Below are 20629 nucleotides of genomic sequence, written 5' to 3'. Positions count from 1 at the left end.
GCCCACGAGTGTGCGACACCCTCACACGAAACGCTCTTACGGGAACCCGCGTCAGTTTTCAGTGATGGCACTCACCCAGTCGGCGACCCGCCGGTCGCGCGACGACGCCACCCTCTTCGTAGGGGCGTGACGCCCCGCACAGTCCGCACCGAGACGGCTGCGGCCGCCGTCACGGCACCGCACGTACCGCCCACCACGGACGACTCGGACACCGGTAGTGTCCCGAGCGACGGAGACGAGAGACGAGTACCTATGCGACCCACGACAGACACCGATCACCCGACCAATCGACGACAGCGTTGCCACGGGAGCCACCCCGGAGGCACGCACCCGCAGACGAACCGCCAGATAGACCACGGCCAGACGCGAACCGAGGGGTATCGATGAGCACGCAGGACCCAGAGTCCGACGACGCGTCGGACGCGGCGACCGGCACGGACACCGACACCGGTGACGCGGCGGAGACCCCCGTCCCGTCGCTGTCGGGCGAGTACGACCCCGAAGCGACCGAGGATCGCTGGCAGCGGTTCTGGGTCGACGACGAGACGTACCGGTTCGGCGACGGCGACGCCGACCCGAACACCGCCTACACCGTCGACACGCCGCCGCCGACCGTCTCCGGTAGTCTCCACATGGGCCACCTCTACGGGAGTACGCTCCAGGACTTCGCGGCGCGGTTCCACCGGATGCACGACGGCGACGCGATGTTCCCGTTCGGCTACGACGACAACGGGATCGCCTCGGAACTGCTCACCGAGGAGGAACTCGGCATCCACCACTCCGACTACACCCGTCGCGAGTTCCAAGAGAAGTGTCGCGAGGTGTGTGCGGAGTACGAGGAGAGCTTCACGAACGAGATGCAGTCGTTGGGCGTCTCCATCGACTGGTCGCGCACCTACAAGACGATCGAGCCGCGCGTCCAGCGCATCTCCCAGCTGTCGTTCCTCGACCTCTACGAGAAGGGCCGCGAGTACCGCGAGCGCGCGCCGACGATCTGGTGTCCCGACTGCGAGACGGCGATCTCGCAAGTCGAGATGGAAGAGGAGAAACGCGACTCCGAGTTCGTCGACCTCGCCTTCGAACTCGTCGAGCCCGGCTCGGAGCCGCCTGCCGACCCCGAACGCGAGGCCAGCGACTACCCGGTGCCGACCGAGGCGGGCGACGACGTGGTCATCTCGACGACCCGTCCCGAGTTGCTGCCGGCCTGTGTCGCGATGTTCGTCCACCCGGACGACGACGCGAACCAGCACCTAGTCGGCGGCACCGCCCGCGTCCCGCTGTTCGGCCACGAGGTGCCGATCTACGCCGACGATCGCGTCGAGGCGGAGACCGGGACCGGCATCGTCATGTGCTGTACCTTCGGCGACCAGACGGACATCGAGTGGTACCAGGCCCACGACCTGGACCTGCGGGTCGCCATCGACGAGTCCGCGACGATGACGGACCTCGCGGGCGACTACGAGGGACTCTCGACGGAGGCGGCCCGCGACGCGATCAAGGACGACCTCGACGCGGCGGGGCGACTCCTCGCCCGCGACCCGATCGAGCACGTCGTCCAGGTTCACGAGCGGTCGTGTGACGCGGCCGTCGAGTACCTCGTCACCGAGCAGTGGTACGTCGAACTGCTCGACCACACCGACGAGTACCTGGAGGCAGGCCGCGAGATGGACTGGTACCCGGAGAAGATGTTCTCCCGGTACGAACACTGGATCGAGGGGTTGGAGTGGGACTGGTGTATCTCCCGCCAGCGCGACTCCGGCATCCCGTTCCCGGTGTGGTACTGTGCGGACTGCGACGAGGCGATCTTCGCCGACCCGGAGCGACTCCCGGTCGACCCCATCGCGGACGAGCCGTCGGTCGACGCCTGTCCCGAGTGTGGCCACGACGAGTTCGAGGCCGAAGAGGACGTGTTCGACACGTGGGCGACCTCCTCGCTCACGCCGCTGATCAACGCCGGGTGGGACTACGACGCCGACGCGGGGGAGATCACGTTCGACGAGCCGGGGCTGTACCCGATGGACCTGCGCCCGCAGGGCCACGACATCGTCTCGTTCTGGCTGTTCCACACGATCGTCAAGTGTGTCGAACACACCGGCGAGGTGCCGTTCGACTCCGTGTTGATCAACGGCTGGGTGTTGGACGAGAACCGCGAGAAGATGTCCTCCTCGCGGGGGAACGTCGTCTTGCCCGAGGAGGTGATGGCGGAGTACCCAGTCGACGCGATCCGCTACTGGGCGTCGGGGTACTCAGTCGGCGACGACTTCCCGTACAAGACGAACGAGCTCCGGCAGGGTGAGAAGCTGATCCAGAAGATCTGGAACGCCTCGAAGCTCGTCGACGACCTGGCGAGCGAGGCCGCCGCGGAGGCGGAGTTGGCGACGACCACCCACCCGACGACGGACGCGGAGTTGCCGGCCGAGCCGGAGACGCTGGAGCCGGTCGACGAGTGGTTACTGTCGACGTTGGACGACATCGTCGAGACGGCGACGGATCACTTCGCCGCCCACGAGTACGCGAAGGCCCGGACGGAACTGCGGACGTTCTTCTGGGACACGTTCTGTGACAACTACCTCGAACTGGCGAAACAGCGCGACGGGGCGGCCGCCTCGACGGCGTACACGCTGCGGACGGTCCACGAGACCGTCCTGCGGCTGTTCGCGCCGATCCTCCCGTTCGTCACGGAGGAGGTGTGGACGGCGACGTACGCGCCCGCGGGGGACGCCGACACCGCCGAGGCAGACGCCGACGCCACCGGAGAGGGCGCAGCCGACGCCCCCGAGACGGGCGCGGCCGACGCGGCCGACGCAGACGACACCCCGAGTCTCCACCGACAGGGGTGGCCGGAGCCGCGCGGGTACGACGCGCCGTTGGCGCCAGGCGAGCGGGCGATGCGCGTCATCTCGGCGCTGCGCTCGTTCAAGAGCGACCGCGGGCTGGCGTTGAACGCCGACCTCCCGGAGGTCGAGGTGTACGGCGACATCGCCGGCTTCGAGGACGCCGTCGCGAGCGTGATGCACGTCGACGAGCTCACCGTCTCGGCGGACGCGACCGCGCCGCAGGCGACCGCCGAGATCGCGGACATCGACCTCGACTACGCCACGGTCGGGCCGAAGTACGGCGACGCCGTCGGCGACATCGAGGCCGACATCGCGAGCGGCGCGTACGAACTCGACGGCGACACGCTGGCGGCCGGCGGCGAGACGCTGACCGGCGACGAGTTCGAGGTCGTCGAGACGCACAGCTACGACGGTGCCGGCGAACTGATCGAGACGGAGTCGGTCGTCCTGGTCGTCCACACGGACGACTGACGCCACCGCTAGGCTGGCGTTCTTCGCGAACCTGTCGCCGTCGCCGTTCGCGAACCTGTCGCCGTCTCGGTAGATGGACAGTCACTTGTACCGACCGTGTGGAGTGGTGGTATGTTGGTCACGATCTCCGGGCCACCGGGGAGTGGCAAGTCGACGACGGCGGCGCGGATCGCCGAGGAGTTCGGCTTCGACCACGTCTCCGGGGGAGACACCTTCCGGGAGATGGCTGCCGAGCGTGGGCTCTCGCCGGTCGAGTTCAACGAACTCGCCGAGGACGACGACCAGATCGACCGCGACCTCGACCGGCGTCTCCGCGAGCACGCCGTCGAGGGCGAACAGTTGGTGTTGGAGTCGCGACTCGCCGGCTGGCTGGCGGGTGAGCACGCCGACCTGCGGATCTGGCTCGACGCCCCACTGGACGTGCGCGTCGAGCGGATCACCGACCGCGAGGAGAAGGACTTCGCCGTCGCCCGCGAGGAGACGCGCCGCCGCGAGGAGAGCGAGGCGAAACGGTACGCGGAGTACTACGACATCGACATCGGCGACCGGTCCATCTACGACCTCGTCGTCAACACCGGCCGGTGGAGCGAGGAGACCGTCCCCGACCTCCTGATCCGGGCGGTCGACGCCTACGACCCCGCGACGGACGAGGGGAAGGAACCGATCACCGGCGTCCGCTACGACTTCTGACATGCCACTGCGTCCCGCCCCGTCGGACCGCTCGCCCCGCGAGACGCTCTCCTTCGGCGTCGTCAACCTCGACAAGCCGCCCGGCCCCTCCGCCCACGAGGTGACGGCGTGGGTCCGCGACCTCGCGGGTGTCGACCGCGCCGCCCACGCGGGGACGCTCGACCCCAAGGTGACGGGGTGTCTGCCGATTCTCTTGGGCGACGCGACACGGCTCGCGCAGGTGTTCCTCGAGGGTGCGAAGACGTACGTCGCCGTGTTGGAACTCCACCGCTCGGCGCCGGCGGATCTCGAGTCGGTGCTCGCCGCGTTCGAGACGGAACTGTACCAGAAACCCCCGCGGAAGTCCGCCGTCCGGCGACGCCTGCGGACGCGCTCGGTGTACGACCTGGAGGTGTTGGACCACAGCGACCGGCAGGTGCTGTTGCGGATTCGCTGTGAGTCGGGCACCTACGTGCGGAAGCTGTGTCACGATCTCGGGTTGGCGCTGGGCACCGGCGCGCACATGGGGAACCTGCGGCGGGTCGGGACGGACCCGTTCGACGACCGCGACCTCGTGACGATCCACGAGTTCGCGGACGCGCTGGCGTTCGACGACGAGGGTGAGTCAGACCCGCTGGCCGAGGCGGTCGCACCCGCCGAGCGTGCGCTGCGACACCTCCCGCGGGTGACGATCCCGGAGAACGCCGCCCGCGAGGTGGCCCAGGGCGCGCCGGTGTACGCCCCCGGCGTGTTGGCCGTCGACCCCGCGCCGGAGCCGGTACGAGTCGGCGAGGGTGGCACGGGTGACGGTGCCGGTGGTGCGGGTGACGGTGCCGGTGGTGCGGGTGACGGTGCCGGTGGTGCGGGTGACGGTGCCGGTGGTGCGGGTGACGGTGCCGGTGGTGCGGGTGACGGTGCCGGTGGTGCGGGTGACGACGCTGCTGCGGAGCCGACGCAGGGTGATCTCGTGGTCTGTCTCACGCCGCAGGGGGCGGCCGTCTGTCTCGGGACGCTCGTCGGCGACCCCAGCGCCGATTCCGGGGAAGTCGTGTCGTTAGAACGCGTACTGGTGTGAGGCTGCGGGCGGTGGCGTCGCGTTCGGCGTGAGTCGTTCTGGCGGGTGCTCTCGCCGTTCGACGGATCGTGTCGAGAGTCTGACTCGTGTCGCGAGCGCGAGCCGTCGAGTGGCGGGCGCTACCGCAGCGTCCGCGTCTCCTCGACGGCCGTCAGGAGTTGGAACAGTACGTCTGCGGCCTCGCGGCGGGCGGCGGCGTCGCCGTCGCGACGGGTCGCCGCGCCGGTGTCGCGCTCGTCGCCCAGATCGCCGACGGCCTCGACGGCCTCCGTCGCCAGCGCGTCCACGGGTCCGAGTGCGTCGTCACGCCGGAGTGTGCTCGCGACGCGACGGCACAGGTCGGCGAGTGCGTCGCGTCGCCGGTCGGGGAGTGCCGTCTGCTCCGGGACTTCTGTCGCGAGGGCGTCGAACGTCGTCGCCAGTCGCTCGGAGCCGCGGGCGTCGTCGGTCGCGGTCGTCTCTGTGTCCTGTGCGGCAGGCTGTCCGTCACGCTCTTGTGACGGCGAGTCGGATTCACACATGGGTGTTCGGTCCTACGACACCCCGGTGAGGGTGCCCTAACACCCTCGCCACTTCTACTGCGCGTGGAGTGACGACCCCGGAGAGTCGTGTTCGTCTCTCGTGTAGCGAGCGGGAAAAACGTTGTGGTACGTTACGTGTTAGTTCTCCGTCACCTGTGGCCGAGGGTGAGCGGTACAGCAGTGGCTCGGAGGAGTTCTCTATCTGGAGGGGATGGACTGTTCTCGAGTGATGGTCAGTCCGTGGGTTCCGTCTCGGGTCCCGAGGTGGGTTTCCTCCCCGTCGCGACTCGACCGCGTGACGCTGTCGGACTTCACCCAGCGGTTTCAATCCCGAGGTGGGTTTCCTCCCCGTCGCGACTCCTGCAACTCCGATTCCAACCGATCGGCGAGCGTCGAGTTTCAATCCCGAGGTGGGTTTCCTCCCCGTCGCGACATTTTGACCCGGAAACCCGTCCCCTCGAGCGTGCCGTGTTTCAATCCCGAGGTGGGTTTCCTCCCCGTCGCGACACGACCGCGATCGCGACGAACCCACGACGGAGGTCCGGTTTCAATCCCGAGGTGGGTTTCCTCCCCGTCGCGACGTGGCTCCCGCAACTCGGGACGGACGCGCTGGCGTTGTTTCAATCCCGAGGTGGGTTTCCTCCCCGTCGCGACCTCCTCGCCGAGGCCGAAGAACAGGCCGAGAGTGAACGGTTTCAATCCCGAGGTGGGTTTCCTCCCCGTCGCGACGATGCCCGGACCCGCGACGACAACCCCCACGAGAGCGAGTTTCAATCCCGAGGTGGGTTTCCTCCCCGTCGCGACGGCCGCGCCCAGCTGCGTCGCACCGATGCCGAGGCGTTTCAATCCCGAGGTGGGTTTCCTCCCCGTCGCGACACCCCACGTTTCTGGGAAAGGTCACTCCCGCCAGGTTTCAATCCCGAGGTGGGTTTCCTCCCCGTCGCGACCCGGCCGGTCGGTCGAGTCACGAACTGCTCCGGAAGACCCTGTTTCAATCCCGAGGTGGGTTTCCTCCCCGTCGCGACCAGCCGGTGCGGCAGGACGACGAGATCCAGGTACGGTTTCAATCCCGAGGTGGGTTTCCTCCCCGTCGCGACCCCGAGCGTGGCGGCGACGATCACCGTCTCCCCGGTTTCAATCCCGAGGTGGGTTTCCTCCCCGTCGCGACGGTCGCTCAGCCGCCGACGCGTGGAGCAGACGCTGTTTCAATCCCGAGGTGGGTTTCCTCCCCGTCGCGACGCGACCGATCCGGCAAAACGGGAACACGTCGTACGTGTTTCAATCCCGAGGTGGGTTTCCTCCCCGTCGCGACGTCACGACGATCTTCCCGATCTCTTGCAACTGGCCGTGTTTCAATCCCGAGATGGGTTTCCTCCCCGTCGCGACCGTTCCACGCGATCCGAGACATGTTGCAGGAGATGGAGTTTCAATCCCGAGATGGGTTTCCTCCCCGTCGCGACCGACCGTCACGAGGTCGTCGTCGTCGACGGCGCGGCGTTTCAATCCCGAGATGGGTTTCCTCCCCGTCGCGACGCAGCGCCGAGACGACGCTCACGTCGTCGCTCAGTTTCAATCCCGAGATGGGTTTCCTCCCCGTCGCGACCTTCGAGATCTTCGAGTAGCGTCTGCACAACTCCTGTTTCAATCCCGAGATGGGTTTCCTCCCCGTCGCGACGGCCGTGAAGGCGGCCGTGGCGGGCGGCGGCTACCTGTTTCAATCCCGAGATGGGTTTCCTGGGCCGCTGCGACCGAGTCGTCACCGACGCCGGGGCCGGCCGTGTTGCCGTTTCAATCCCGAGATGGGTTTCCTGGGCCGCTGCGACTCGCCACCGGGCTGGTCACGGACGTACGTTTTGCCGTTTCAATCCCGAGATGGGTTTCCTGGGCCGCTGCGACCAGGCCGATCTTGTAGTCGTCCCCCATCACCTCGCCCGGTTTCAATCCCGAGATGGGTTTCCTGGGCCGCTGCGACGCTCCTTCTGGACGGTGTGGGTCAGTGAGACGACCTGTTTCAATCCCGAGATGGGTTTCCTGGGCCGCTGCGACGATCACGCCGTACGGACGCCGTGTCGTGGAGATCGTTTCAATCCCGAGATGGGTTTCCTGGGCCGCTGCGACCGGGTCACGATCGCGTGGACGGACGCGAGCGGCACGGTTTCAATCCCGAGATGGGTTTCCTGGGCCGCTGCGACCTCACGACTCCTCACCTCCAACACGCTCACGCACCTGTTTCAATCCCGAGATGGGTTTCCTGGGCCGCTGCGACATCAGCTGTTCGCGCGCGGCGCGCCCGACCTGTGTCTCCGTTTCAATCCCGAGATGGGTTTCCTGGGCCGCTGCGACCTGGCGGTCGGGGTCGGTGTCGGCTTCGCCGCGGGGTTGTTTCAATCCCGAGATGGGTTTCCTGGGCCGCTGCGACGGGTCGTGGCGACCGGGGTCGCTTCTGCGTTCTTGTTTCAATCCCGAGATGGGTTTCCTGGGCCGCTGCGACGTGCCCGGAGACGTGACTGACGAGCCCTCTGACTGTTTCAATCCCGAGATGGGTTTCCTGGGCCGCTGCGACGTAGAACGCGTCCCCCTGCGTGAGGTTCGTCGTCTCGTTTCAATCCCGAGATGGGTTTCCTGGGCCGCTGCGACCATCCGGCCACCTCCGTCTCTCCGTCGTCGTCCTGTTTCAATCCCGAGATGGGTTTCCTGGGCCGCTGCGACAGGGGGTGATATACGCCGCACACCACCTATAGCTTTCTCTGCACACCGCACGCGAAGGGCTGGTTACGTGGACCCCCGCCGTACAGAGCCTTCAAAAAGGTCCACGTAACCGGGCGGATCAGACCACGTTCGACTGCTCGTCGGCGGGCTCGGCACCCAGGGTGGTCGTCTCGGACTCACAGCTCGCACACAGTCGGTAGAGCTTCACGCGGTCGCCGTCGTCGGCGTCGATTTCGTCCGCCAACTCGTCTTCTAGCTCTACGCGCTCGGTCTTCGACACTTCCAGTTCGAACACGGAGTACTGCTTCCAGGCGCCGTAGCGTTGGAGCGTCCGGTACACCCGCCGCCGGTTCGCGTCGTCGCTCACGTCGTAGGCCACGAGGAGGTGCACTACTTCGACACCTCCAGCGCGTGGTACTCGTCCAACTCGCCCGTGATCGCCTTCCGCAACAGGATCGCCTGCTGGCGGATCGCCTTCCGGCGCGTCACCTCGTACTCGAAGTACGGGTGCGTGAACTGCTCTTGCATGTAGTCGTCGAACTTCCCGAGGTACGTCTGGAAGGCGTCGTCCGCGAGGTGGTTGTCCGCCGTGAACTGGTCGTGCTGGATCGTCCCGCGATTCACCAGCCGGGTGACGAACGCGTCACAGAAGATCGGGCGGAACTCCTCTTGGAGGTCCAACGCGAGCGACGGGCGACCGTGCCGGTCGGCGTGGAGCACGCCGAGGAACGGATCGAGGTTGTACTGCCGCAACGCGGCCAACACCTCGTTTTTCACCATCACGTACGTCAGCGACAGCAACGAGTTGACGTGATCCTCCGGTGGGCGTTTCGACCGCGACTCGAACGTCCAGCCGTCCGTCAGCGTCTCGTCGAGCCGGGAGAAGTACCGCTCGGCTGCCTCGCCTTCGGTCCCGCGGAGGTCGTCGGCACTCCCGGCCTCTCTGGCCCGCGCTTGGAGATCCGCGAGGAACTCCGTGCCGGTGACACCCTTCCGCGCGAGGAGCGTGCGAGCGTTGCGAATCTTCGCGGCGATCATCGCCCGCGCGATCGCGAGTTCACCCTCGTCGCCCAACGCGTACTGTGCCCGCCGCACCTCGGCGATCGTGTTCCGTTCGGGGACGAAACTCCCGCGGTAGTCTCCGTGCTGTGTGAAGTAGTTCAACACGATCCCGTGGTCGTTCGCCTCGGCGACGAACGGCGTCGAGAAGTTGACCCCACCGAACACGTTGATCGTGTCCAGTTTCTCGATCGGGAACGTCGCGAGTTCCCCGTCGTCGCCGTCCACGTCCCAGACGACGACACGGCCGCCGTCCGTCCGGATCTGTGCACCCTGCGTGGTGACGAACACCACCGACTCGTCGAACATCCCCTCGGGAGACTTCACGACTCCTCACCCCCGAGCGAGACGGCGTCGGGATTCTCCCAGCCAGTGCCGCGAGCGCGCTCGGGTTCCAGTCGAGCCGTCTCTTCGGGCATGCAGTAGGTGCGAGCCGAACAGGCCTCGCACTTGCTCGGGTTGTCGGTGAGTGGTGGGATCGTATCGACACGCATCGACTCGATCTGGGAGACGATCTCGTGGACCGTCTCCCGGTGGCGGTCGGTGATCCGGACGCTGTGGCGTTCGTCCGTCGAGTAGAGGTAGACGTACCCGACGTTGACCGGCTCCCCGGTCACCGCCTCCAGTAGCATACAGTAGCCGGCCAGTTGGACTTCGTCGCTCGCGAAGTAGGTCTCGCTCTCGGCACGCTTCCGCTCGACCGGCGTGAGTACGTCGCCGTCGCTCTCGATCAGGTCGAGTTTCCCGTGCAGTCCCAGGTCCTCGGAACGGAAGTACCGCTCGCGAACCCAGCCGCCACGACGGGCCTGGCCGTCGTGTTTCGACCGGCCGTCGACGAGTTCGTACGGCCTCCCGATCTCGTCGTGGTACCGCTGGTAGTAGAACCGCCTTGGACAGTAGACGTACTCGTTGAGCGCGCTGACGTGGACGAGTTCGTCTCTAAACTGGACGCGGTCACTACCAGTCACCACCGTCGCCGACGCCGCCGATCGACCAGTCACCACCGTCGCCGACGCCGCCGATCAGGTCGTCGTCGTCCGAGGTGTCGTCGGCCTCGGCCTCGCACTGGTGACAGTGGAGGTACAACGCGTCGGTCCCCAGTGCGAGACTCCCCGACTCGCCTTGCGCCGTGACCGGGTAGAGGAAGAAGAAGTCGTCGAGGCCGTACTGTTGGGTGACGACGGCCGGCCGCTTCGGGACGGCGTGGCCGAGGATGCCGGCGGCCGGCCCGAGTCTGTCGCGACGCGAACGCAGACGGTCGTTGAAACACTCGACGCCGTCGACGCTCGGCAGCCCCGGCTCGGTGTCGACACGAACCTGGAGCCCGCCGAACACTCTCGGCTTCCCGCCACCCTCGCGCAACTGGGTACCGAGCCGTGGCCCGGCGAACGAGACGCTCCGTCCGTACCCCTCGTCGGTCGTCTCGATCGTGCCGTCGAAGGTACAGAACCCGTCGACGTACCGTGCGAGTCGATCCACGGTCGCCTGCTCGTCGTCGGGGACGATCCGCTCGAACGTCTCGCGGTCGTGGAAGGTGACCCGTCCGTACCGGAGGAGGTAGAACACGTCGTAGGCTCGCACGACGCCGTCGCCGTCACCGGTCCGATCGTACACCAGCGCCTGGATCGAGTCACCACGGTACCACTGGAGCCGTTCCAGTGTCCGCCAGTCGACGGTGTCGGTCGCCCGGTCAAGGTCGGCGTCGGCGAGGTCGTCGAACGGCTCCACGAAGTGACGGTCGATCCGTGCTCGCCCGCGGTGAGCGATCGTCTCTCGTCGATCCGGACGGGCGTCTCCGACACGGTCCTCGAGGTGGTGGACCGCCTCGGGTCCGGAGTACCGCCAGTCGAACGACGCCGGCCGACGTGGCTCCGGGAACGCGGCGGCGAGCACGTCGTCGAAGTCTCTCCGTGTCACTGCTCCGTCCGCGACGGCCTCGTGCTCACAGAGTGTCGTCCCGACGGGACGTGGAACGTAACACCGAGCCTCGCACACGTCCGAGCGACTCCGCAGTCGTCCGAGTCGCTGGAGGAAACTCGACTTCCGGTGACCCGCGAACAGCAGGCGGTCGAGTTCGAAGTCCACGCCGACCTCGACTGCCGCGTTGCTCACGAGTACGTCGAACTCTCTGAGTTTCCGGCTCTTCTCCTCCCCGCGGAACCCGTCGATCCGCTCGACACGGCAGTCCAGCTCGGCCGCGAGGAACTCGTGGACCCGCTGGACCTCGTGGACGCCGTCGAGAACGACCGCCACCTTGTCGTGGCCGTCACGGTCCGTCCGGTCGCCCGCACAGAACGACAGCAAGTCCTCGCGGTCGTCGTCCAACAACACGTCGGCCGTGCCGAACGTCGGGGCAGTCCGCACGTCCAACTCCACCGGTGGCATGACCGGCTGGAACGCGTCGCCCGGGTCGTCGAGGAACGCTCGCCGCTCGTCCGTCGTCCCCTCGGTCACGCGGTGGTAGGGTGCCGCCATCGCGTCGGCGAACAGGCGTTCTTGTCGGTCGTCTGGGGTGGCACTCAGGAACGCGACTCGATCCAGTGCGACCTCCTCGGTGGGCCACTCCCAGAGTTCGTCGAGCAGGTACCGGAGCGTGTTCTGTTCCTTGCGCCCGGCGCGGTGGAACTCGTCGACGACGGCGAACGGGACGTTCCGGTACGCCCGGGTCACCGAGCCGTACAGCCCGCGAACCATCATCACGAAGCTGTCGGGGTTCGTGAGGACGATCACCTGGTCGTTCGTCCGTCGCTCGCGTCTGTACAGGTGGTCGATCACCTCGGCGTTCGACCGAACGTCGCGGGCCATCTCCGCCCGGTGGCGTGCGAGCCGTTCGGACGTGATCGTCAACACGGCCACGTCGTCGTCGGTCGTCTCGGCCGCTCGTTCGACTTGGTCCGTCTGATCGACCACGAGCGCGTTCGTCGGGTAGATCGCCACCGTGTCGAGCGTCTCGTCCAGTGCGGGCGCGAGCCACGCCGACGTCTTCCCACCACCGGTCGGACTGTCGTCGACCGCGACGAACCCCGCGTCCCCGCGGACCAACTTCGCGAGTCGGAGTTGGTGGTCGTACGGCTCGTAGTCGAACGGGTACGGCTCGGCGTGCTGGCGGAGGGCGACCCCCTGGAGCGTCACCGCTCCCAGTCGCTCCCCGGTCACCGGCGCTCACCCAAGAAGACGAGGCCCCGTGGCAGTGCTACCGTCTCGGGCCCGGGTGCTTCTTCGGGGCGGTCGATCACCAGGTGTTCCCCCTCGTACTTCCCGGCGACCACGAGCGGTGTCGGCTGCATCGACTTCGTGGCGACGTTCGCGACCGGCACGTCACCACAGTCGTCGACGCCGATCGGGTGGCCGAGTTCGTACGACCCCGTCGCGACGGACACCGGTCGCTCCGTGAGGTCGACCCGCACCTTCCCGCGTTTCTTCCCGAGCCGCGTGTACGTCGGGAGGTCGTCGGCGACCGCCGACGCGGGTCGATCGCGAGTCACGACGTACAGACGGAGTTGGGTGCCCTGCGTGAGCGAGCGGCGGCGCCCGAACGTCGGCAGGTTCCGTCCCTCGTACGGGTCCTCCTGCGCCGAGTAGTTGACGACGACGTACTCGTCGCGGCTCGCGTTGTACGTGGTCGTCGTGTACCGTGGGGAGACACCGCGGACCGGTGCCGCCGGCGAGACGTACAGCTCCGAGGCGACGTGCTCGGTGTCGGCGAGGTACGTCGGCTCGTAGCTCGTGTCGAGGTACCGACCGCCCGCCAGGCCGAGCGCGTAGTACAGCGCCGTGTTCAGGACGTACGGCTCCGTGTCCGCGAGCCGCCCGACCTCGCGGGAGGTGAACGTCACCTCGCCACGGACACGAATCGTCGCCTCCAACACCTCCATCGTCTCACTCCGTCACTCCGGCGAGGAACTCGCGTGACCGCTCGCGCTGGGTCGCCAACACGTCGCCGAACTCCTCGCCGGTCGCGGTGTCGATCAACTCCGACACTGTCTCGGTAGAGACACGCGAGAGGTCGAGCCCGTCGGCTTCGACGCGGGACTCGAACCGCTCGCGGACGTGGTCGCCGACGAGTGACGGGTCCAGATTCTCCGCACTCGTCACGTCGCGGATCGTCTCGTAGTCCGTGGTCTCGTCGTCGCGGAGCCCCCGGATGGCGTCACGCGTGAGTTCCAAGTTCGCCGGTCCCTCCTCGCTCCCGACGTAGACACCGAGGACGTGGTTCTTCGTCCGACCCAGCCGTGAGGTGGCCGCTCCGTACCGCTTGTTCTTCCGCGTGATCCCCAAGACGAAGGCGAGTTCGGCGGGTGTCGCGTCACCGAGCGTGACGACACACGGGAACAGCGTCCCCGGCTCGAAGAAGTCCGGTTCTCGGATCGTCGCCTCGGCACCCTTCGCGTAGTCCCCGCCGGGGGCGTTCTGGAACTTCTCGTCGACGACCACCGTCGCGTCGCGGAGACTGTACGCCGTGTCGTAGCGGACGCGGGAGGTGATCGAGACGGCGTCGTCACCGGCGGCACTCCCGTAGAGGATACACTCCGGACAGTCCTGACACATCTCGTTGACCTGCATCGTACACTCGTCTCCGTCGTCGTCGAACAGGTCGAGTTGCCGCTGGAGCGCCTTCCCGAACCGACGGTCGCTGCCGGTCTGTTTGCGCATGAACATCAGTCCCGGCGAGTACTCCGCTCGCTCGTCGCCGTCGCCGACCGCGACGTTCGCGAGGTCGGCGTCCTGGCCGTTCGTCGTGAACACGGCGTGGCTCTGGAGTTCGCGCAACACGAGCACGTTCGTGTAGTTGTTCTGCGGGCGCAGCGTCATCTGGTCGGCCGGAACGGTTCCGTCTGCGAGTTCGGGGTAGGTGTCGTGGTCGAGCATGTGCTGTGGTGGTGTCGTCGTCACTCGTCGTCCGATTCGTCCGCGTCCGCCGTCTCGTCTGTTCCGCCTGTGCCGTCCGTGTCCGCCGTCTCGTCTGTTCCGCCTGTGCCGTCCGTGTCCGCCGTCTCGTCGGCGTCCGCCGAGTCGTCGGCGTCGTCGCCGAACGTCTCTCGCTGGAGGCGGCGCGTCGCCGCGTAGAACCCGTCGGCGAGGTTGTTCTCGCGGCGTTTCAGCCGCGCGGGCTTGCCGTCGAACAGCCCGAGGAACACCTCGTCGACGAAGAACTCGGCGTACGCCTCGATCCGTTCCTCGAGTCGAGCGCCGCTGTCGCTCGTCTCGCTGCCGACGCGGTACACTTGGTCGCTCCGGTCGGGAAGCTTGGCGATCCGCCCGGCGACGGCGTCGATCGCGTCCTGTCGCGACGGCTCGCGCGGGCCGAACCCCTTGATCGCCTTCACGCTCTCGCGGAAGACGCGCTCGATGGCGTACGGCTTTTTATTCCTCGAAGCTGGTCTGATCGCGTCGAACGCTCGCTCGGCGAGCGTCGAGATCGTGTCGTGTGTCTCTCGTGTCATCTGTGTCTGTCGTCGGTCGTCGGGCCGCCACACGTCTCGTCCAGGATCCGCGCTTCCTCGAGCAGGAATCCGGCGTCGTCGCCGTCATCGGTCTGCGCGATCCGTTTGAGCAGGTACGAGCCCGGGAGCAGCTTGTTCCGTGTCGCCCGGAGGTACTTCGCGAACAGTGCGTCCTCGCGGTCGTTCCCGTAGCCGAGTCGGATCAGTGCCGCCGCGGCGTTCAGCCGCTCCCGGAGCGCCGCCAGCGGGATCTCCGTCCCGTAGAAGTCGTGGACCTGGCTGAACCCGGCGCCGATCCGCGCCGTCGTCTGGAAGTCGCGTCCCCGCACGTCCGGGATCGGCGACTCGGAGACGACCACGCGGAGGCCGGTGTACGACGCCAACGCCAGTCCCAGGAACGTGCCGAAGAACTGGAACTCGGTGTCGTTGTCGACCGGCTTGTAGTACGCGAACGTCTGTGTCCCGAACCCGCTCGCGTGGTCGAAGCCACGGTCCAGTGTCTCGACCATCGAGCGGCCGTAGTCCGGGTCCAACAGCCCGTCGACGTAGTCGCTCAGCACTCGCTCGCCGTCGCGTCCGGGGTGTGCCTCGGGATCGACGCCACCCTCGCCGACGTGGAGGATCGCCTCCGCGAGGCCGCCGAGTTCGGTCTTGGCGTCCGGCCCGAAGTTGTCTGCGAACGCCGCGTAGTCGCGCCACGAGGCGGGTGTGTAGAAGTAGTCCGGGACGAGGTGGTAGTAGAGCCGACCGGCCTCGCGCCGGTCCGCTCCGGCCTCTCGCAGCGAGAGTTCCACCTGACACGGGTAACACACGAGCAGTTTCTCCGGTTTCCCGGCGTCCACGGCGACGTGGTTCGAGTACCCCGACTGGAGTGTGGTGAGTGACTTCGGTGCACCCATGTCGCCTTTCGTCCCCGTCGTCCCGCGGTTACACAGCGCACAGGTCTTCCCGCGGCGCGCGCCACCGTACTCCGCGAACGGCTCCGTGAGTCGGTCGTCGGCGCCGCCGACGCGGCGACCGTCGAGTGACACGATCTCCGACAGGAACGCGGACAGCTCCGTCTGGAGGTTCCCGGTCCGCGTCTCCGAGACGATCGTCCGCCAGTCGGGGTCGAGATCGTCCAGCCCCTCGATCACGAGCGTCGCGAGATCACCGTACTCGGTGAGACCACGTTCGAGGAGCGACTGGCCGACGGCGTAGGCGTGGTCCCACTTGCCACCGGCCGTCAACGAGAGTTCTTCGTCGGCCGCCTCGACACCGGTCGTCGTCTCTCCGTCGACGCCGAACAAGTCACACGTCGCTCGAAGCGAGGACCGGTCGTCGCCGCTCGCCTCCAGCACCGGATCGACGAACGAGCGCTTGACCGTGTAGACGAGTCGTGCCAGTCCCACCGGTTCGCGTGTTCGCGTGATGTCGAACGGGAGGAACCCCTCCAACTCGGCCATCGTGTCGGCCATGCTGTCGGTCGGCTCCGAGTCCGGGTCGGCGTCGGTCGCGGCCTTCAGTGCGACCGCCTCCAACACCGTCTCGGGCCCGGCGTAGAAGAAGTCCTGATCGTTGATCCCGTAGAATCCCTGTGACCGCACGGCCAAGTTGTCCGCGAGTTGCCCCTCGTCTTGGTACGCCTCGTGTGACTCCCGGACGTTCCGACGGAGGGTCTCGAACACGTCGTCGAGGAGCTTCTCCCCCGCTGCCGGCGGCTCTGCGTCCGCGGGTGCGAGGTAGACGACGCCGTCTTGGTAGAGCAGCAGCCGCTGGAAGTCGGGCCCGAGCGCGTCCGCGACGGCCCCGTTCAGGAGGTTCGTCAACACGCCAGTCACGCTGTCGAGACGGTGGTGGTGCAGCGCCACCGAGCCGTCCGCGTTCGGGTACGCCGCGACGATCGCGTCGCGGATACTCTCTCTCGCGGCCGCCTCCGGGGCGTCGCTGGAGGCCAACGCGTCCGCGAGTCTGACGAACGGGCGGTGGCGTTCGAACCCTCGCGTCGAGGTCTCGTGGTTGGCCGTCCAGTCGTCGTGGTGGTCGACGGCACACGACGCGAAGTCCGCAGGTGACAGCGTCTCGGCCCACTCGTCGAGTCCGAACCGGTCGACGTACGCCTCCACCTCGGCCTTCGGGATGTCGAACCGGCGCTGTGGGTCGGCGTCACGCTCCGCGTCGAGTTTGTGGAGGTCGTGGATCACGAACAGCGCGACGGCCGCCCGCAGTTCCGTCTCGTCGCGCGGCGCACCGCCGACCGCGTCGATCAGTTGGTTCACTCGCGCGAGCGCGGCGACACCGTTGCGCACGTGGTTCAACAGCGACTGGTCGGTGTACCCGAACGCGACGCTCTTGGCCGCCTCGAACCCCCACCCGGCGTCGATCAGGTGTGGGTCCACGTCCTCGTAGTACGCGGCGAGGATCCGTTCTTCGAGTGTCCCCGCCTCGTCCACGTCCTCGTCCGTCACGGCCTCGCCGAGCCCCGGTACGTCGACGTCGAGGTAACTCCCGAAGCTCGGGCTCCCGTCCGACGGCGTCTCTGTCGAGTCTCCGTCTGCTTCGGGGGTCGACTCGTCGTCGTCTCCGGAGGTCGACTGGTCGTCGAGTGTCTGTTGTTCGTGTTCGTCGGTCATCTGTCTCCGAGTTGTACTCGTGCGTTCACGTCGATACCTCCACACTCACGTTCCCACACCCGCGAGCGACGGCACACCCGACACCGGAGTACTCCGCGAACAGTGCCAGCGCGGTGACGGCGTTCTCGACACTCTCGGTGGCCTGCTTGAACTCGTAGGTGTAGGTTCCGGTGAACCCCTGTTTCAGGATGGCTCGTGGCCGGTCGCCGTCTCGGACACGGTTCGTCAACACGCTGTGGGTGTCGTAGGTCGACTCGGCGGGCTTCGTGATCACACTGTTCTCGACGGCGGCGCGCGCGAGGTCGAGTTGGAGGTGCTCGGCGTCGCTCGGCAGCGTCGTCTGCCACTTCCCGGCCAACGAGTCGGCGAACACCAACCCACGGTGTGGGAACATCGCGGTCACCGACTCCCCGTCCTCGATACACGTCGGTGTGTGGAACGTGAGCCGCACCGACGGGTCGTCGAGTTCGGCGGCACGGTCAAGGAGCTCCTCGCGGCTCGTCCGCTCGCTCTCGAACGACTCGACGAACACCGGCCCGTCGGCCAACTCGATGCGGTCGCCGTCGAAGACGAGCGCGCGGACGAGTGCCTCGAACACGTCGTCGTCTGCAGGATCTGGCACGCCGATGGTGAGATCGTACGTCTCCGTCGGGAGCAGCGTCCGGTGGTTCTCGCGGTCACACGAACCGAACCGTCCGCGCAGCCCACTCTGGTGGACACTCCCGAACTCGGCGTCGTGGACGTGTTCGCTCACGTCGGCGTCCACGCCGTCGAGGGCGTCCAACAGCGCCGCGTACACCCGGTAGCCGTTCGACTTCGGTACCGGGACACGATCGGCCGGCGAGAGTGCCACCTCGATCCGGCGCATTCAGCCGTCGCCTCCGGACGCGGTTCGTTTCGTCTGTGCCATCGCCGCTAGGTTCAGTGAGTGTGACAAAAAACCTTCGTCCCGACGAAGCGCCTCGTGCCCGACGGCGCCGTCTCCGGACACGATTGCGCTCGTGTGCGACGGTACTACTATACCGCGAGCCTCGCACGCCTAGCGCGTGCGAACGTACGTCTGTACGCTGGGCTACCACTCGACGCGAGTGACACGCCCGGTGCTCGACAACGGGATCGACAGTGGTGACCGGATCGTCGTGCTCAGGCCCACGGAGGACGACGACGAAGACGGACGGGCGGCACAGGCGGTCGACGACATCCGGGAGATGGCGAGCACCATCGACCCGGAGAGCCGTGTCGAGACGGCGCAACTCCGGACCGCGAGTTTCACCGAGACGGTTCGGGACTGTCTGTCGTTGCTCGCGGATGCGGACGGTGACGCCATCGCGGTGTTCGGTGGTGGGCCACGAGAGGTGTTCCTCCCGTTCACCGTCGCCGTCTGCACGCGTCGGGACCTCGTCACGGAGGCGCTCCAGTTCCGCGACATGGACGGTGTCGTGAGCGAAGTCCCGGTTCCGGATCTCCTCGCACGGGCGCCGAGTCGGACCGATCCGACACTGGCACTGATCGACGACCTCGGCGGCGAGACGACGTTGCCGGAGCTGTCGGCCGCGAGCGACCACAGCAAGAGTACGGTCGGCCGCCACCTCGACGAACTCGAGGCCGCCGGACTGGTGTCGACGGAGTCCGAGACGCAGACACGACTGATCGATCTCACGCTCACCGGCGAACTCCACCTCAGCCGGGGGTAGTTACGTGGACCTTTTTGAAGGCTCTGTACGGCGGGGGTCCACGTAACGCGGGTCGAACGTGACGGGTCGAGAGCAAACTATAGGTAGTGTGGGGCAGAATTCACCCCCTGTCGCAGCGGCCCAGGAAACCCACACCGGGATTGAAACAGGAACGTCTCGTGTTCGTCGCCGTCGCCCAGGTGCGTCGCAGCGGCCCAGGAAACCCACACCGGGATTGAAACGTATACCGCTGTATACAGCGGTTTAGCGCCCGCGAAGGTCGCAGCGGCCCAGGAAACCCACACCGGGATTGAAACCGGAAGTCTCCTCGACGGAGGAGTTCGGAGGGCGACACGTCGCAGCGGCCCAGGAAACCCACACCGGGATTGAAACTACAAACAGGGAGGTCACGCTTCGCAGGAGGCTCTGTCGCAGCGGCCCAGGAAACCCACACCGGGATTGAAACATGTGACCTAACGGTGCGGCCGACTCGCCTTCGCCCGTCGCAGCGGCCCAGGAAACCCACACCGGGATTGAAACGAGATCTGGAACGACCGAACCGACGAGATCCGCTGTCGCAGCGGCCCAGGAAACCCACACCGGGATTGAAACAGTTCGTGAGGTTCCCCACCTGCATCTGGACGTTCAGTCGCAGCGGCCCAGGAAACCCACACCGGGATTGAAACGAGATGATCCGAGCGGAGGGGGCGGGAGCGGCGGCGTCGCAGCGGCCCAGGAAACCCACACCGGGATTGAAACTAGATCTCCGGAGTAGGGTGCTGAGGACAGACTTCTCCGTCGCAGCGGCCCAGGAAACCCACACCGGGATTGAAACCGTGGTGATCCGTGGCGTCGAGGGAGAGCTCTACCCGGTCGCAGCGGCCCAGGAAACCCACACCGGGATTGAAACTCGTCGTTGTCCAGGGAGAGCAGACGGGAGACACGTCGCAGCGGCCCAGGAAACCCACACCGGGATTGAAACTCGTTGGTGGAGCGTCTCCGAGACCGTACGCGGTGTCGCAGCGGCCCAGGAAACCCACACCGGGATTGAAACGACCAGCTACAGGCAGTGATCGATCGCGTCGACGAACTGTCGCAGCGGCCCAGGAAACCCACACCGGGATTGAAACTCGACCGACAGCGTGCCGCGGACGTTGCCCTCGGCACGTCGCAGCGGCCCAGGAAACCCACACCGGGATTGAAACAGTCTCACACCAAAACCCGAAAGAGGAGATCCGGATGTCGCAGCGGCCCAGGAAACCCACACCGGGATTGAAACCCGACGGCGTTGTGTGGAGCACGCCGCCGAACCGTCGCAGCGGCCCAGGAAACCCACACCGGGATTGAAACGAGGGCCTCGGGAAGCGTGGGAAAGCCGAGATGCTACGGTCGCAGCGGCCCAGGAAACCCACACCGGGATTGAAACACGGGTCCGCGTCCCGCATCTTCTCTTGCCACTGCAGTCGCAGCGGCCCAGGAAACCCACACCGGGATTGAAACGCGACTCGGCGGGGAACTCTGCTTCGAGATCGTACGGTCGCAGCGGCCCAGGAAACCCA

At 66.9% G+C, this 20629-nt stretch carries 14 protein-coding genes and 2 CRISPR repeat arrays (1 of these 16 running past the window's edge); of the genes, 4 read left to right on the top strand and 10 right to left on the bottom strand.

The features are described from left to right. Nucleotides 1-383 precede the first annotated feature (383 nt). From RYH80_RS03580 to RYH80_RS03570, 3 genes are all read left to right on the top strand, one after another. On the top strand, nucleotides 384-3308 hold the full coding sequence (locus RYH80_RS03580) for a valine--tRNA ligase (RefSeq protein ID WP_370902491.1): 2925 nt from the start codon (nucleotides 384-386) through the stop codon (nucleotides 3306-3308). A 111-nt stretch (nucleotides 3309-3419) separates the two neighbouring features. After that, the gene (gene cmk, locus RYH80_RS03575) at nucleotides 3420-3998 is read left to right on the top strand and encodes a (d)CMP kinase (RefSeq protein WP_370902490.1); all 579 of its coding nucleotides are present in this window, start codon (nucleotides 3420-3422) and stop codon (nucleotides 3996-3998) included. 1 nt (nucleotide 3999) lies between these two features. Continuing rightward, nucleotides 4000-5052 carry an RNA-guided pseudouridylation complex pseudouridine synthase subunit Cbf5 gene (locus RYH80_RS03570; RefSeq protein WP_370902489.1) on the top strand — a complete coding sequence of 351 codons (1053 nt, stop codon included), beginning with the start codon at nucleotides 4000-4002 and terminating at the stop codon, nucleotides 5050-5052. A 119-nt stretch (nucleotides 5053-5171) separates the two neighbouring features. Here the strand turns inward: RYH80_RS03570 and RYH80_RS03565 are convergent, their stop codons facing one another. From RYH80_RS03565 to cas6, 10 genes are all read right to left on the bottom strand, one after another. Next, a complete protein-coding gene (locus tag RYH80_RS03565) occupies nucleotides 5172-5573 on the bottom strand; it encodes a hypothetical protein (protein WP_370902488.1) in 402 nt (133 codons plus the stop codon). A gap of 1711 nt (nucleotides 5574-7284) precedes the next feature. Next, nucleotides 7285-8282: a CRISPR direct-repeat array (repeat unit 38 nt; unit sequence GTTTCAATCCCGAGATGGGTTTCCTGGGCCGCTGCGAC). A gap of 118 nt (nucleotides 8283-8400) precedes the next feature. Continuing rightward, complete coding sequence (gene cas2 / locus RYH80_RS03560) at nucleotides 8401-8673, bottom strand: CRISPR-associated endonuclease Cas2 (protein WP_370902487.1); 273 nt, start codon at nucleotides 8671-8673, stop codon at nucleotides 8401-8403. Continuing rightward, entirely contained in the window at nucleotides 8673-9650 is a 978-nt protein-coding gene (gene cas1, locus RYH80_RS03555) for a CRISPR-associated endonuclease Cas1 (RefSeq protein WP_370904643.1), read from the bottom strand. The genes cas2 and cas1 overlap by 1 nt, the downstream gene beginning before the upstream one ends. 14 nt (nucleotides 9651-9664) lie before the next feature. Continuing rightward, on the bottom strand, nucleotides 9665-10309 hold the full coding sequence (cas4, locus tag RYH80_RS03550) for a CRISPR-associated protein Cas4 (RefSeq protein WP_370904642.1): 645 nt from the start codon (nucleotides 10307-10309) through the stop codon (nucleotides 9665-9667). Then, nucleotides 10299-12497, bottom strand: coding sequence for a type I-D CRISPR-associated helicase Cas3' (gene cas3 / locus RYH80_RS03545; RefSeq protein WP_370902486.1), 2199 nt, complete (start codon nucleotides 12495-12497; stop codon nucleotides 10299-10301). Before cas3 ends, cas4 begins: the two co-directional genes overlap by 11 nt. Next, nucleotides 12494-13216 (bottom strand): type I-D CRISPR-associated protein Cas5/Csc1, encoded by a 723-nt coding sequence (cas5d, locus tag RYH80_RS03540; protein ID WP_370902485.1) that lies wholly within the window; start codon nucleotides 13214-13216, stop codon nucleotides 12494-12496. Before cas5d ends, cas3 begins: the two co-directional genes overlap by 4 nt. A gap of 4 nt (nucleotides 13217-13220) precedes the next feature. Continuing rightward, nucleotides 13221-14234, bottom strand: a complete 1014-nt coding sequence (gene cas7d / locus RYH80_RS03535; RefSeq protein WP_370902484.1) for a type I-D CRISPR-associated protein Cas7/Csc2 — start codon at nucleotides 14232-14234, stop codon at nucleotides 13221-13223. Continuing rightward, the gene (cas10d, locus tag RYH80_RS03530) at nucleotides 14231-14785 is read right to left on the bottom strand and encodes a type I-D CRISPR-associated protein Cas10d/Csc3 (protein WP_370902483.1); all 555 of its coding nucleotides are present in this window, start codon (nucleotides 14783-14785) and stop codon (nucleotides 14231-14233) included. The genes cas7d and cas10d (RYH80_RS03530) overlap by 4 nt, the downstream gene beginning before the upstream one ends. Next, entirely contained in the window at nucleotides 14782-17397 is a 2616-nt protein-coding gene (gene cas10d / locus RYH80_RS03525) for a type I-D CRISPR-associated protein Cas10d/Csc3 (protein WP_370902482.1), read from the bottom strand. Before cas10d (RYH80_RS03525) ends, cas10d (RYH80_RS03530) begins: the two co-directional genes overlap by 4 nt. Before the next feature lie 25 nt (nucleotides 17398-17422). Beyond that, a complete protein-coding gene (gene cas6 / locus RYH80_RS03520; protein WP_370902481.1) occupies nucleotides 17423-18265 on the bottom strand; it encodes a CRISPR system precrRNA processing endoribonuclease RAMP protein Cas6 in 843 nt (280 codons plus the stop codon). Nucleotides 18266-18443: 178 nt separating this feature from the next. Here cas6 and csa3 point away from each other — a divergent pair, with 178 nt between their 5' ends. After that, entirely contained in the window at nucleotides 18444-19091 is a 648-nt protein-coding gene (csa3, locus tag RYH80_RS03515; protein WP_370902480.1) for a CRISPR-associated CARF protein Csa3, read from the top strand. A gap of 109 nt (nucleotides 19092-19200) precedes the next feature. Beyond that, nucleotides 19201-20629: direct repeats of the CRISPR family, unit length 38 nt; unit sequence GTCGCAGCGGCCCAGGAAACCCACACCGGGATTGAAAC; it runs 1120 nt beyond the window's last position.

This window comes from Halobaculum sp. MBLA0147 (assembly GCF_041361345.1).
Taxonomy (GTDB): Archaea; Halobacteriota; Halobacteria; order Halobacteriales; family Haloferacaceae; genus JAHENP01.
The sequence above is the reverse complement of the archived record's forward strand: the minus strand, read 5'-3'. Positions and strand labels throughout refer to the sequence as shown.

Bases quoted from the DNA above. Each gene is read 5' to 3' on its own strand.
- RYH80_RS03580 (WP_370902491.1), top strand. From the start codon at position 384: ATGAGCACGCAGGACCCAGAGTCCGACGACGCGTCGGACGCGGCGACC.
- cmk (WP_370902490.1), top strand. From the start codon at position 3,420: ATGTTGGTCACGATCTCCGGGCCACCGGGGAGTGGCAAGTCGACGACG.
- RYH80_RS03570 (WP_370902489.1), top strand. From the start codon at position 4,000: ATGCCACTGCGTCCCGCCCCGTCGGACCGCTCGCCCCGCGAGACGCTC.
- RYH80_RS03565 (WP_370902488.1), bottom strand. From the start codon at position 5,573: ATGTGTGAATCCGACTCGCCGTCACAAGAGCGTGACGGACAGCCTGCC.
- cas1 (WP_370904643.1), bottom strand. From the start codon at position 9,650: ATGTTCGACGAGTCGGTGGTGTTCGTCACCACGCAGGGTGCACAGATC.
- cas5d (WP_370902485.1), bottom strand. From the start codon at position 13,216: ATGGAGGTGTTGGAGGCGACGATTCGTGTCCGTGGCGAGGTGACGTTC.
- cas10d (WP_370902483.1), bottom strand. From the start codon at position 14,785: ATGACACGAGAGACACACGACACGATCTCGACGCTCGCCGAGCGAGCG.
- cas10d (WP_370902482.1), bottom strand. From the start codon at position 17,397: ATGACCGACGAACACGAACAACAGACACTCGACGACCAGTCGACCTCC.
- cas6 (WP_370902481.1), bottom strand. From the start codon at position 18,265: ATGCGCCGGATCGAGGTGGCACTCTCGCCGGCCGATCGTGTCCCGGTA.